General features: G+C 67.9%; 13 protein-coding genes and 1 tRNA gene. 6 read left to right on the forward strand and 8 right to left on the reverse strand.

Translation table 11 applies throughout. From position 1 onward, the window contains the following. From secG to AAIL17_RS17850, 3 genes are all read left to right on the forward strand, one after another. Positions 1-428, forward strand: a 428-nt coding sequence (gene secG, locus AAIL17_RS17840) for a preprotein translocase subunit SecG (protein WP_424684175.1), incomplete at its 5' end; no start/stop codon positions are given. Positions 429-441: 13 nt separating this feature from the next. Then, a tRNA-Leu gene (locus tag AAIL17_RS17845) sits at positions 442-526 on the forward strand. Positions 527-663: 137 nt separating this feature from the next. Next, on the forward strand, positions 664-1314 hold the full coding sequence (locus tag AAIL17_RS17850; protein WP_424684176.1) for a response regulator: 651 nt from the start codon (positions 664-666) through the stop codon (positions 1312-1314). A gap of 87 nt (positions 1315-1401) precedes the next feature. Here AAIL17_RS17850 and AAIL17_RS17855 read toward each other — a convergent pair whose 3' ends face one another. Then, a complete protein-coding gene (locus AAIL17_RS17855) occupies positions 1402-4329 on the reverse strand; it encodes an Rne/Rng family ribonuclease (RefSeq protein ID WP_424684177.1) in 2928 nt (975 codons plus the stop codon). Between the two features lie 338 nt (positions 4330-4667). Between AAIL17_RS17855 and AAIL17_RS17860 the strand changes: the two genes are divergently transcribed. After that, entirely contained in the window at positions 4668-5642 is a 975-nt protein-coding gene (locus AAIL17_RS17860) for an RluA family pseudouridine synthase (RefSeq protein WP_424684178.1), read from the forward strand. 68 nt (positions 5643-5710) lie between these two features. Here AAIL17_RS17860 and AAIL17_RS17865 read toward each other — a convergent pair whose 3' ends face one another. Beyond that, positions 5711-6049 carry a 4a-hydroxytetrahydrobiopterin dehydratase gene (locus AAIL17_RS17865; protein WP_424684179.1) on the reverse strand — a complete coding sequence of 113 codons (339 nt, stop codon included), beginning with the start codon at positions 6047-6049 and terminating at the stop codon, positions 5711-5713. Positions 6050-6187: 138 nt separating this feature from the next. Here AAIL17_RS17865 and AAIL17_RS17870 point away from each other — a divergent pair, with 138 nt between their 5' ends. Next, positions 6188-6793, forward strand: a complete 606-nt coding sequence (locus AAIL17_RS17870) for an NfuA family Fe-S biogenesis protein (RefSeq protein WP_424684180.1) — start codon at positions 6188-6190, stop codon at positions 6791-6793. 222 nt (positions 6794-7015) lie between these two features. Here the strand turns inward: AAIL17_RS17870 and AAIL17_RS17875 are convergent, their stop codons facing one another. The 6 genes from AAIL17_RS17875 to AAIL17_RS17900 form a co-directional block, all read right to left on the reverse strand. Further along, positions 7016-7369 carry a c-type cytochrome gene (locus AAIL17_RS17875; RefSeq protein WP_424684181.1) on the reverse strand — a complete coding sequence of 118 codons (354 nt, stop codon included), beginning with the start codon at positions 7367-7369 and terminating at the stop codon, positions 7016-7018. 18 nt (positions 7370-7387) lie between these two features. After that, entirely contained in the window at positions 7388-7711 is a 324-nt protein-coding gene (locus AAIL17_RS17880; protein WP_424684182.1) for a c-type cytochrome, read from the reverse strand. 140 nt (positions 7712-7851) lie between these two features. Beyond that, complete coding sequence (locus AAIL17_RS17885) at positions 7852-9078, reverse strand: TraB/GumN family protein (protein ID WP_424684183.1); 1227 nt, start codon at positions 9076-9078, stop codon at positions 7852-7854. A gap of 51 nt (positions 9079-9129) precedes the next feature. Continuing rightward, positions 9130-10020 carry a carbon-nitrogen hydrolase gene (locus tag AAIL17_RS17890; RefSeq protein ID WP_424684184.1) on the reverse strand — a complete coding sequence of 297 codons (891 nt, stop codon included), beginning with the start codon at positions 10018-10020 and terminating at the stop codon, positions 9130-9132. 94 nt (positions 10021-10114) lie between these two features. Then, complete coding sequence (locus AAIL17_RS17895) at positions 10115-11152, reverse strand: agmatine deiminase family protein (RefSeq protein ID WP_424684185.1); 1038 nt, start codon at positions 11150-11152, stop codon at positions 10115-10117. Between the two features lie 125 nt (positions 11153-11277). Continuing rightward, positions 11278-11613 (reverse strand): hypothetical protein, encoded by a 336-nt coding sequence (locus AAIL17_RS17900; RefSeq protein WP_424684186.1) that lies wholly within the window; start codon positions 11611-11613, stop codon positions 11278-11280. 144 nt (positions 11614-11757) lie between these two features. On the opposite strand from AAIL17_RS17900, the gene AAIL17_RS17905 reads away from it, so the two are divergent. Then, a partial coding sequence (locus AAIL17_RS17905; RefSeq protein WP_424684187.1) for an ABC-F family ATP-binding cassette domain-containing protein occupies positions 11758-12931 on the forward strand: 1174 nt, incomplete at its 3' end.

Consider the following 12931-nt stretch of genomic DNA (forward strand, 5'->3'; position numbering starts at 1 on the left):
TTGTCATCTTCAGCGTGTTTTACATCCTGATCGCCGCGGCGATGATCGTGCTGATCCTGATGCAGCGCGGCGCCGGCGCCGATGCAGGCTCCGGTTTCGGCGGCGGTGCGTCGGCGACAGTGTTCGGCGCGCGCGGCTCGGCGAGCTTCCTCACCCGCGCCACCGCGGTGCTGGCCACGCTGTTCTTCCTGCTGAGCCTGGGCATGGGCATCTACCTGAGCCGCAACGGCGCACCGCAGGCGACGCAGTCCGACCTGGGCGTGATGTCCGGTCTTGCCAACAAGCCCGCGCCCGCCCAGAATGCGCAGCCCGCGGCACCGGCCGGCACCGACGTGCCGCAGGCGCCGGCGAAGTCGAACAGCGACGTGCCGGCCGCCGGCGCTCCCGCGAAGTCGGACGTTCCCGCACCGGCGGGCTCGACGAAGTAAACGCAACACACCTGCCCAGGTGGCGGAATTGGTAGACGCACTACCTTGAGGTGGTAGCGCCGAGAGGCGTGGGGGTTCGAGTCCCCCCTTGGGCACCAACATCGAAGCGGAGATTTCATCCGCTTCCGGAAAACCCGCCGCACGGCGGGTTTTTTTGTTGCCGGCATGCGCAAACGCTTGCATTGCGCGGAGCGCCCACCTACTTTTCCTTCACTATTCCCAAGGAGGGCTTGAAGTGATCAACATCGTGCTCGTGGACGATCACGAACTGGTACGCACCGGCTTCCGCATGATCCTGCAGCAGCAGCCGGACGTACGCATCAGGGGAGAGGCAGGGACGGCGGAAGAGGGACTGCGCCTGATCCGCACGCTGGCGCCGGACGTGGCGCTGGTCGACGTACACATGCCGGGGATGAGCGGCATCGAGCTGACCGAGCGGGTGATCCGCGCCAAGCTCAACACGCACATCATCATCATCACCGTGGTCGACGACGCGCGCTTTCCCAAGCGCCTGCTCGACGCGGGCGCACTGGGCTATCTCACCAAGGGTTGTTCGGCCGACGAGCTGCTGGTGGCGGTGCGCCAGGTGGCCAGCGGTCGCCGCTACCTGGCGCCGGCGGTCGCACAGCAGCTGGCGCTGGCCACACTCGACGGCAACAGCGGCTCGCCCTTCGACGCGCTGTCCAGCCGCGAACTGGAAGTGGCGATGATGCTGGTGCGCGGAAAGCCGCTGACGGTGATCGGCGACCAGCTCAATCTCAGTCCCAAGACCGTATCCACCTACAAGCAGCGCCTGATGGAAAAGCTGCAGGTGGAACACGTGATCGGCCTGGCGCACCTGATGACGGTGCACGGCTTGCTGGACGCGCCCAACCAGGTTGGCTGAAGCGGGGCATCGCCCGCTGCTTGCCGACGACCTTGTTCCAGATACAAGAAAGCCGGACAACCGTCCGGCTTTCTTGTTGTGGATTACTCAGCCCTGTGCGGCATCCTTGGGCGGATGTTCGTCGTCCGGTGGTGCAGGCTTGGGTTCTTCCGCCGTTTCGTCCGAAGGCAGGACCGTCGTGTCGGGCGTTGCCTGGGTGAGCAGGTCGCCCTGCTTGGGCATCGGCACCGATGCGTCGGCAGCGGGTAGCTCGGGCTCCGCGTTGACAGGTGCCTGCGCTTCGGCCGTGGGTTCGCCGGCCTTCACCGGTTCAATCGCCTCGATCGGTTCGAGGGATTCCGACGCCGCTTCCGGCGCGCCAGCCACCAGCGGAGGCTCCGAGGTTTCCATGGTCGGTGCGGGCTCCACGGCTTCTTCCGCAGCGACGGAGGAAGCCTGGGGAGGCGTCTCGGTGGGAGCCGTCATAACCGGCTCGTCAGCGGCAGTAGCGGCCGGAATCGGCGGCAAGGGAGGAAGGTTGAATGCAGTCGCCGCCGGTGCCGGAGTGACCGTTTCGGGCAGCTCCGATGCATCCGGCGTGGCTGCGGTCGTTGGCGTGTTCCCGCTTTCCCCGTGTGCAGCGGCCGCCACGGCGGCAGCGGTCACGGCTGCCGCGGCGCCCGGAGCAACCTGGCCCGGTGCAACCGATTCGTCGCCTTCGCGGTCCTCGTCGTCCAGCTCCTCGAGCTGGTCGGGGGCCGCGCCCTGGATCGGCGTTCCATCCTCATGGCGACGGCGACGGCGACCGCCCCGACGACCGCGACGGCGGCGTGGCTGGCCACCTTCCGCCTCGGGCTTGGTGTCGGCTACGGCGGTGCCGGCTTCGTTCTTCGCGACGACAGGAGTCTCGATGTCCTTCGGCGGCTCGTCGGCCGGGGGCGCGGCTACGGCCGGTTGCTCGGCCTGGGGCGGGCGCGGGGCGCGCTCCGGCCTGGTCGCCTGCTTGCGCGGTTCCTGGCTTTCAGCGGCGGGCGCCGGTGCCGGCGCGGGCTTGGGTTGGCGCGGCTGCTGCTCCCGGGCCTGCGGCTGCGGCTGGCGCGAGCCGGCTTCGTTGCCGCGCTGGCGCGGGTTGGCGTTCTTGCCTGCGCCGCTCTTCGGCGGCTGCTGGGACTGTCCCGGCTCGCGGCGTGCGGCGCGCTGGGTGTTCTGCCCCTGCTGCTGCGGGCGGCCACGCTCGTCACGGCGTCCCTGGCGGCCGGCCGGCTGGGCCGGCTGCTTGCGCTCGGCAGGCGCTGGAGCGGCGGGTTCGCTGGCGCCACGGAACCAGCCGAGCAGGCGCGCGATCACGCCACCCTGCGGGGCAGGAGCGCTGGCCGGACGCGGACGCTGCGCGACGGGTGCGGGCGCCGCGGCCGGCGCTTCCTCGCGCACCGGCGCCGGCGTGGCCGGCACGATGCCGCTGACTGCGGGCTGCTCGGAACTTCCCAGGGCCTGGCCCATCTTCGGGACCGGCGTGGCCTCGACCGCGGTCAGGCGCTCGTAGCTGGGCTTGCTGTGCTCGCCCATGTCGGCTTCGCGGATGCGCTGGATCTCGATGTGCGGGGTCTCGAGCTTGTCGTCGGCGACGATGACCACGTGCACCTTGTTGCGCAGCTCGATCTCGACCACGCTGGCGCGCTTCTCGTTGAGCATGAAGTTGGCCACCGCCGGCGGCGCCTGCACCAGCACCTGGCCGGTGTTGTCCTTCATGGCGTGCTCTTCGATCAGGCGCAGGGTCGAGAGCGACAGCGACTCGATGCCGCGGATGTGGCCGTGGCCCTCGCAGCGCGGGCAGACGATCTGGGTCGCTTCGCCCAGGCTCGGGCGCAGGCGCTGGCGCGACATCTCCAGCAGGCCGAAGCGGCTGATGCGGCCGACCTGCACGCGGGCACGGTCGAGCTTGAGCGCGTCTTTCAGCTTTTCTTCGACCTCGCGCTGGTGGCGCGGGCTGTCCATGTCGATGAAGTCGATGACGATCAGGCCGCCGGCATCACGGATGCGCAGCTGGCGGGCGATCTCGACCGCCGCCTCGACGTTGGTGTTGAACGCGGTCTCCTCGATGTCCGAGCCCTTGGTGGCCTTGGAGGAGTTGATGTCGATCGCGGTCAGCGCCTCGGTCTGGTCGATCACGATCGAGCCGCCGGAGGGCAGGCGCACCTGGCGGTCGAACGCGCTCTCGATCTGCGTCTCGATCTGGTAGCGCGAGAAGAGCGGGGTGTCGTCCTTGTAGAGCTTGAGCTTGCGCAGGGCGTTGGGCATCACCTGCTGCATGAACTCGCGCGCATCGTTGTACAGCGACTCCTCGTCGATGAGGATCTCGCCGATGTCGTTGCGCAGGTAGTCACGCAGGGCGCGGATGAACAGCTTGGATTCCTGGTAGATCAGGAACGGCGCCTTCTGCTTGGCCGCGGCCTCGGAGATCGAGCGCCACAGGGTCAGCAGGTAGTCCAGGTCCCATTGCAGCTCTTCGGCGTCGCGGCCCATGCCGGCCGTACGCACGATCAGGCCGACATCGTCGGGAACGTTGAGGTGATCCAGCGCTTCCTTCAGCGCCTGCCGGTCCTCACCCTCGATCCGGCGCGAGACGCCGCCGGCCTTCGGGTTGTTCGGCATCAGCACCATGTAGCGGCCGGCCAGCGAGATGAACGTGGTCAGCGCCGCGCCCTTGTTGCCGCGCTCTTCCTTCTCGACCTGGACGACCAGCTCCTGGCCTTCCTTGAGCAGCTCGCGGATGCTGGACTTGTTGGGGTTGAGGCCCGGGGTGAAGTACTGGTCGGCGATTTCCTTCAGCGGAAGGAAGCCGTGGCGCTCGGCGCCGTAGTCGACGAAACAGGCTTCGAGGGACTGCTCGACGCGGGTGATGCGGCCCTTGTAGATGTTGGCCTTTTTCTGCTCGCGGGAGGGGATCTCGATATCGAGGTCGTACAGGGTCTGGCCATCGACAATGGCCACGCGCAACTCTTCACGCTGAGTTGCGTTGATCAACATGCGTTTCATTGTAGTTTTTTCCTTCGGCCTGGCCGCGCGTCGCGTGCCACGGTGGCGCCTTGAGGGCTGCCTGCCGGGATCGCGCCGCTGCGGGTGGCGGCAAATAAACCGGCATCGTCCGACACCGGGGTGATTCGTGGCACGCGCTCCTGCCGCCTCGCCACCCCCTGGCGGCGGACAACGGCATCCCGAACCGTTACGATATTCGGGAGTTTACGGCCGGCTGCCGGGGTGGCCACCGGCGCAATCCTCGCCTTTGGTCGCGGACGGGGCGTCCCCGCCACGAACGAACTCGAAGGGGGACATAAAGCGCCCGCCGAGTATCCTATTACCCCAGGTTTTTTTCAATGCAGACGGTAACTTCCCATGACGCACCTCAAGGTGTGCGTCAAGTCGATATCGGCCCCGAGCGCGACGGCCAACGGATCGACAACGCCCTGGCGACCCTGCTCAAGGGCGTGCCCAAGAGCATGATCTACCGCCTTCTGCGCACCGGCCAGGTGCGCGTGAACGGCAAGCGGGCGAAGCCGGACACCCGTCTCAACGCAGGTGACACGCTGCGCATCCCGCCGGTGCGTACCGCCGAGCGGGCACCCGACCGGGGGCCGGCACCCGAACTGGTCGCCCAGGTCGCCGAGGCGGTGATCTTCGAGGACAAGCATTTCCTCGTCATCGACAAGCCGTCCGGGATCGCCAGCCACGGTGGTTCGGGCGTCAGCCACGGGGCGATCGAGCTGCTGCGCGCCGCCCGTCCGGAGCAGCACCTGGAACTGGTCCATCGGCTGGACCGCGACACCAGCGGCGTGCTGGTATTCGCCAAGACCCGCGCCGGCTTGACCGGCCTGCAGGCGGCGATCCGGGCGGGCCAGGTCACCAAGCAGTACCTCTGCCTGATGGTCGGCCACCCGCCCAAGGCGCGCTTCGACGTCAATGCGCCGCTGCTCAAGTCCGTGCTCCAGGGCGGAGAACGAATGGTAAGAGTGTCCGATAACGGCAAGCCATCACTCACTTTTTTCCGCGAGATGGAGCAGTACACCGGCGCCCGCCTGATGCAGGCGACGCTGGGTACCGGCCGCACCCACCAGATCCGCGTACACGCCGCGCACATCGGCCACCCGCTCGCCGGCGACACCAAATACGGCGACCGCGAGGCCAACAAGCGCTTCAAGGACAAGGGGCTGCAGCGGCTGTTCCTGCATGCCGCGCATATGGGCTTCGAGCTGGAAGGGCGCGCGTACGGCTTCTCCACGCCTCTACCGGATGACTTGAAGAACTTCCTGGATGCGCTTGGCAACAAAGGAAAAAGTTTCCGCAAGCCGTAGAGTAGGCTTCAGCCCACCGCGCCTGGCCATACCGACGGTGGGCTAAAGCCCACCTACGGACCTCGGCGTCAGGCGAGCAGCGCCTCGACCTTGGCTGCGCAAACGAAGTCGTTGAGCGAAAGCCCGCCCACGTCATGGGTCGACCAGAGCACCTGGCAGTGGCCATAGCCGGCCTCCAGGTCGGGGTGGTGATCCTCGCGATTGGCCATGAAGCCCACCGCGTTGATGAAGCCGAGCGTGCGGTGGAAATCCTCGAAGCGGAAGTCCTTCACGATGGCCTTGCCGTCGGCGGCAAGCTTCCAGCCGGGGAGTTGCGCCAGCAGTTCCTGCACCTGGGCCGCCGCGAGCGCGTGGTCCTTGCCCTTGCGAGGCTGGCAGTGCTGGGTGGAGAGGTCGTTGCGGTTCATTGCGGGAACTCCGTCCAGGAAAAACGCGAAGCGTCAAAGCTGCGCGCGCAAAAGTCAAAACCGGACTTTCGCCCGAAACAGGACTAAAATGGTGCTGTTTCGCCGGACGACCCCGCCGGCGCTGGAGAACAGGTTCCGATGATCGATATTTCCGACCGCGCGCAGCAGCACTTTCGCCGCCTGCTGGCCCAGCAGGGCGAGGAGCTGGGCATCCTGCTGCGCGTCACCGCGCCGGGCACGCCGGCGGCCAACTGCGAGCTCGAGTTCTGCGAGCCGCGTGAGCTGTCGGGCAACGAATGGCTGGTCGAGTGCGAGGGATTCAATTTCTATCTAGAAGGCGACAGCGCACGCTGGCTGGACGGCGCGAGCATCGACTACGAGTCCAACCCGACCGGCGGCCAGCTCAATATCCGCGCACCGCGGATCAAGGGCGAGATCCCAGGGGCCGACGCGGGCCTGATCGAACGGGTGCGCTATGTGCTGGAGGCGGAGATCAATCCGCGGATCGCCTCGCATGGCGGCCGCGTCAGCCTGCTGGAGGTCACCTCCGATGGCGCCGTGCTGTTGCAGTTCGGTGGTGGTTGCCACGGCTGCAGCATGGTGGACGTGACGCTCAAGAACGGCGTCGAGAAGACCCTGCGCGAGCGCGTGCCGGAGATCACCGCGGTGCGCGATGCGACCGACCACAGCGGCGGGCGCAATCCTTACTACAAGGAGAAGGCCGGCAGCTCGGCGATGGGGTGATGGTTGGCCTGCGGGAAGCAAGGCTTTTGCTCCCTCTCCCCTCCGGGGAGAGGGCTGGGGTGAGGGGCGGGGCTCGCGACTCTGTGGCATCAAAGCGTGGCTCTGAGAGCGTTCCCCGCCAGCCTTGACCCCTCACCTCAACCCTCTCCCCGGAGGGAGAGGGAGCCAACGAAAAAGGCCCGCTGGTGCGGGCCTTTTGCTTTTACCTGATCGGAGCGCGACTTACTTGTCGCCCTGGATGTGCCCGTCCAGCGTGTGCAGCTTGGTCTGCAGGCTGGAGAAGTAGGCGGCGACGTCCTCGATGTCCTGGTCAGACAGAGTCGCGACGAAGCCCTTCATGATCGGGTTGTTGCGGCGGCCGTCCTTGTACTCGTGCAGCGCCTGCTGCAGGTACAGGTTGTACTGGCCGGCCAGGCGCGGGTACTGCGGATCGACCGCGTTGCCGTCGGCGCCATGGCAGGCGAAACAGGCCGCGGCCTTGGTCTTGCCGTTGTCGACGTTGCCTTCGGCCAGCAGTGCGGTGGAGGACAACGCCAGCACGGCGCCGAGGAAGAGCAGGGTAAGCGCACGCTTCATGCGGAATTCCTTCGAAACTTACTTGGCGAGGCTGGAGAGATAGGCGGCGATGTCGTCGATGTCCTGGTCGGACAGGCTCTGCGCCTGCGCCATCATCGTCGGGTGCGTGCGGTCGCCGCTCTTGTAGCCATGCAGGGCGTTGATGATGTACTGCTCGTTCTGCCCGGCGATCTTCGGCACGGGATAGTCCGGATAGGCATTGGTGTAGCCGTCGATACCGTGGCAACCGTTGCAGGTGTAGACCAGCTTGCGGCCGTTGGCCTTGTCGCCTGCCGCGTGCGCGTTGCCGGCGGCCAGAAGGGCTGCGGCCACGGTCAGGCCGAGCAGTTGCAGTCGAGTCATCTAGATCGTTCCCAAGCTTGGGGTCAGGGTGCAAAGTCGCGGAAGTATAGTGTCTGCTTCACGCGACGGACAACTTGACGCACGGGCTCGATGGAATTCAGGCGTGCCGGTCGGCGGCGTGGAACACGCCGCGAATCGCGTCAGAACAGGCTCTTGAAGATCTGGATGCCGGCCGCGTATTCGCCGATCACCGTGCCCACGCTGACCAGGATGAAGTTGAGCAGCGTGCGTGCTACGCGGTTCTTCCACCAGCCCTTCCAGTCGGCGATGTCGTCGCGCAGTGTCTCGAAGTCGGCCACGCGCGGGCGGCGGATCCAGGCCTCGGCCATCGCGCTGATGCCGCCGGCCGGGATGCCGGGGCGGAACGGCTTGATCGGCGCGGCGACAAAGGCCGCCAGGATGCTCAGCGGATGCGCGCCCGCCGCCAGTGCGCCGAGCGCGGCGCAGCCGCCGGTGAACAGCACCCAGTTGCGCAGCGCCAGCGCGCCCAGCGAGGGGTTGCGGTGGAAGGCGTAGGCGATCGCCGCGAACACCAGCAGCACCAGGCCCAGCGCCAGCCACTTGGGCCAGCGTGCCTTGGGCGGCAACTGCGCCAGTTCGGCGATGCGCCGGGCCGGCGGTTCCTGTTGCTGGCGCAGGTGTGCGCACAAGCCTTTCAGGTGACCTGCGCCGATCACCACCAGCACGCGGCGCACGGCCGGCGCGCCCTGGGCCTGCTCGCGCAGGCGCGCGGCCATGTATTCGTCGCGCTCGCCAATCAGGCTGTTGTAGAGCGGCGCGGAACTCTGTGCGAATTCGCCGAAGGCGCTTTCCAGCAGGTCGCCTTCCTTCAGTTTCTCGATCTCCTTCTCGTCGACCTGCTCACGCTCGAAGACGCTGGCGATCAATCCACCCAGCAGGCCGAAGCGCGCCCACGTGCCGACACTGCGCCAGGCGCGCTTGAGCGTGGTGCCGACCTCGCGGTCGATCAGCCATACGGGAAGGTCCGCGCGTTCGGCGCCGTCCATCGCGGCCTTCATCTCGGCGCCCGGCTGGATGCCGTACTGCGCCGCCAGCCGCTGCTGGAAGGAGGACAACACCAGGCTCGCCGCCACCATGCCGACCTTGCCCTGGCGGATCACCTGGAACAGGTCCATCTGCTTGAACGCGTCGGGATTGCGCATGCCTTCGGCGCGGCTGGGGCAAAGCTCCACGGCGATGGCGTCGAACGTCTCGTTGGCCACCAGCGCCTCGACCGCCGCCACGCTGGCGCGCGAGACGTGCGCCGTGCCCAGCATCACGTATTCCACGCCGTCGCGGGTGACGCGTTCCAGGGGCTGGTCGAGCAGGGCGTCGGGCGGCGCGACGTCGGAATCGGGAAGGGTCATGCGGAGTCCGGAGGAAGGTGTTTCCGTAGGGTGGGCTTGCGCCCACCGTTTTCAATCCCGATAGCGCTTGAGCAGGTCGCCGTAGGCGTCGATGCGCCGGTCGCGCAGGAACGGCCAGATCCGCCGCACGTGCTCGCTGCGCTCCAGGTCCACGTCGACCACCAACAGCTCGCGTCCGTCGGTGCCCGCCTTGGCCAGGAACTCGCCCTGCGGTCCGGCCACGAAGCTGGTGCCCCAGAACTGGATGCCTGCGCCCACGCCGGACGGGTCAGCCTCGTAGCCGGTGCGGTTGCACGCCAGCAGTGGCAGGCCGTTGGCTACGGCGTGGCCGCGCTGCACGGTGACCCATGCATCGCGCTGGCGATCCTTTTCGGCCTGCTCGTCGTTCGGATCCCAGCCGATCGCGGTGGGGTAGAGCAGCAGTTGCGCGCCGGCCAGCGCCATCAGCCGCGCGGCCTCCGGATACCACTGGTCCCAGCACACCAGCACGCCGAGACGGCCGACCGAGGTGTCGATCGGCTCGAAGCCCATGTCGCCTGGCGTGAAGTAGAACTTCTCGTAGAACGCCGGATCGTCCGGGATGTGCATCTTGCGGTACTTGCCGGCGATCGCCGCGGAGCGGTCGAACACCACCGCGGTGTTGTGGTAGAGGCCGGCGGCGCGCTTCTCGAAGATCGAGGCGACGACGACCAGCTTGAGCTCGGCGGCCAGCTTGCCGATGCGTTCGGTGCCCGGGCCGGGGATGGTCTCGGCCAGTTCGAATTCGTCGACGCACTCGCGCTGGCAGAAATACGGACCGTTGTGCAGCTCCTGCAGCAGCACCAGCTGCGCGCCGGCCGCGGCAGCTTCGCGAAGGCCCGCTTCGATCGCGTCGAGGTTCGCGTCGCGGCCGCCGCGGTGGGTTTCCTGCAGCAGCGCCACCTTGAGTGTCTTGCCGGTCATTGCCTGTCTCTTGCCTCGAGGTTCCTGCGAGACAGACAGTTTAGCGGAGCAGGGCGGCGCGGTTGTCGCCAAAGTGTTGCTGCGCAGCGCCCGTTCAGCCCAGCAGGCCGGCCGGCAATTGCATGGTGATGCAGTGCAGGCTGCCGTTCTGCCAGATCAGCGGGCGGCAGGGCACCTGCACCACCTCGCGTCCCGGGTAGGCGGCACCAATGATGCGGGCAGCCTCGTCGTCGGCTGCGTCCCCGTAGGCGGGCACCAGCACGGCGCCGTTGATCACCAGGTAGTTGGCGTAGGAGGCGGCCAGGCGGCGGCCCTCGTCCATGACCGGCTGCGCCCAGGGCAGCGGCGAGAGGCGGTAGGGCTTGCCTTCGGACGTGCGCAGGGCGGTCAGTTCGCCAGCCATGCGGCCGAGTTCCTGGTGGTGCGGGTCGTCCGGATCGTCGCAGGCCTGGAACACGATGCGCTCGCCGGGCGCGAAGCGGGCGAGGGTGTCGATATGCGCGTCGGTGTCGTCACCCTCGAGGTAGCCGTGGTCCAGCCACAGCACGCGCCGGGCATGCAGGCTCTCGCGCAGGATCGCATCCATCGCCTCGCGCGACTGCTCGGGGTGGCGCTGGTGCAGGCAGCGCCAGGTGGTCAGCACGGTGGTGCCGCCATCGCTCTCGATGCCGCCGCCTTCCAGCGCCCAGTCCACGCGCTCGTGCGCTGCAGGGCCGAACACGCCGGCGGCAACCAGGCCCGCGACCAGCGCATCGTCCTGCTCGGCGCCGAACTTGCCGCCCCAGCCGGTAAAGCGGAAATCGGTGAGCTGGAAGCCCTGTGCCGAGACCAGCGTGATCGGGCCGGAATCGCGCAGCCAGGTGTCGTCGTACGGGAGCTCGACGAAGCGGATCCGCTCGAGGTCCACGCCCGCGCCGCGCAGCGCGCGCTCCGCGGCCGCACGCACGCCCTCGTCGGCAACGATCACGACCAGCGGCTGGAAACGGACGACGGCGGCGGCCAGCGCCGTGTACGTGGTCTCCACCTCGGCCAGGCGCGCGGCCCAGTCGGTGCCCTCGTGCGGCCAGGCGATCAGTACCCCGTCCTGCGGTTCCCATTCGGCAGGCAGGCGCAGGTCGGCGGAAGTGGTCATCGTGGCGCTCGCGTCGGGCTGGAAAACGGCGGAGTGTAGACGAGCCGCCGGCTGCGGGCGATGAGCGGAAACGAAAATGGATTCCCGCGGCCGCGGGAATCCATTGTTTTTCGCGAAGCGGTCGGCTACTGCGCCGCGGCCGGATTGCGGTTGTTGCCCGCCGGCGTGTTGAGCACCGAATGGATCACGTGGTCGTGCTCGAAGTACACGATGAAGGTGCTGTAGTCCCAGCGGTTGATCACCGGATGCTTCTGCGTGTCGCCGCCGCGCGGCTGCAGCTTGCGCTGCGGGGCGCCATAGCGCTTCTCCACCTGCGCCATGGTCATGCCGCGGGTGGGCAGGTTCATCCCCTGTTCCTGCTGCACGCGGTGGATCAGCAGGCTGTCGCCCGCGTGCGCGGCCATCGGCGCGCCGAACGCGATCGCGGCGAGCATCGCCAGACCGCCAGTGAACTTGACCATGATTCCCCTCTCCGCAAAGGTCCTGTGCGGCGCCGTTGTAGCAGATGTACGGCGGGGGCGCCACGGCGTTCCATGACGTCTGAGATGGGCTAGGCATTCCAGCCCGGCTATCATGTCGGGTCGCCCGTCCACGCTTCCCTCCCGATGATCGCGTTCCGCCATTTCGCCCTGCGCCGCGGCAGCCGCCTGCTGCTGTCCGATATCGACCTGACCATCCAGAGCGGCTGGCGCCTGGGCGTGATCGGCCGCAACGGCTGCGGCAAGTCCAGTCTGTTCGCCACCCTGCAGGGGCGGCTCGAATCCGATGCCGGTGAGCTGGACATGCCGACCAGGCTGCGCCTGGCCTCGGTTGCGCAGGAGACGCCCGCGCTGCCAGACGCCGCGCTCGACTACGTGCTCGGCGGCGATGAGGACGTCGCCGCTGCGCTGCGTGAGGAGGCCGACGCCCAGGCGCGCGGCGATGCGCACGCCATGGCCCGCGCCCACCACCGCATCGAGGAACTGCACGGCTACGACGCCCGCGCCCGCGCCGGCCGCCTGCTGCACGGCCTGGGTTTCGCGCCGGACACCCACGAGCGCGCGGTGAAGGAGTTCTCCGGCGGCTGGCGCGTGCGCCTGAACCTGGCGCGCGCGCTGATGGCGCCTTCCGACCTGCTGCTGCTGGACGAGCCGACCAACCACCTGGACCTCGACGCCGTGCTGTGGCTGGAGGAATGGCTGCGCCGCTACCAGGGCACCTTGCTGGTGATCTCGCATGATCGCGAGTTCCTCGATGCGGTCACCTCGCACACGCTGCACCTGCACGAGGGCAGGGCGCGGCTGTACACCGGCAACTACAGCGCCTTCGAGCGCCTGCGCGCCGAGCAGTTGCGCCAGCAGCAGATCGCGCACGAGCGCGAGCAGGCCGAGCGTGCGCATCTGCAATCGTTCGTCGACCGCTTCAAGGCCAAGGCCAGCAAGGCCAAGCAGGCGCAGTCGCGCATGAAGCGGCTGGAGAAGCTCGCCGGCACCGAGGCGGTGCGCGCGGAGCGACCGTTCCGCTTCCAGTTCGCGGTGCCGGAGCGGTTGCCCGATTCGATGTTGCAGTTGGAAGAGGTGTCTGCCGGTTACGCGATCCCGCTCCCTCTCCCCGCCGGGGAGAGGGCTGGGGTGAGGGGCGGGACTCGCGGGGAAGGGACATCAGGGCGTGCTTCGATGTTGCCCGAGGCAAGCCTTGACCCCTCCCCCCAAACCTCTCCCCGAGGGGGAGAGGGGGCGAACGCCGCCCTTTCGGGCGAGATTTATCGTCAGGAAGCGGTCGTCCTTTTTGACGTCCGCT

The sequence above is a fragment of the Frateuria sp. YIM B11624 genome, from assembly GCF_049727805.1.
Classification (GTDB): domain Bacteria; phylum Pseudomonadota; class Gammaproteobacteria; order Xanthomonadales; family Rhodanobacteraceae; genus Frateuria_A.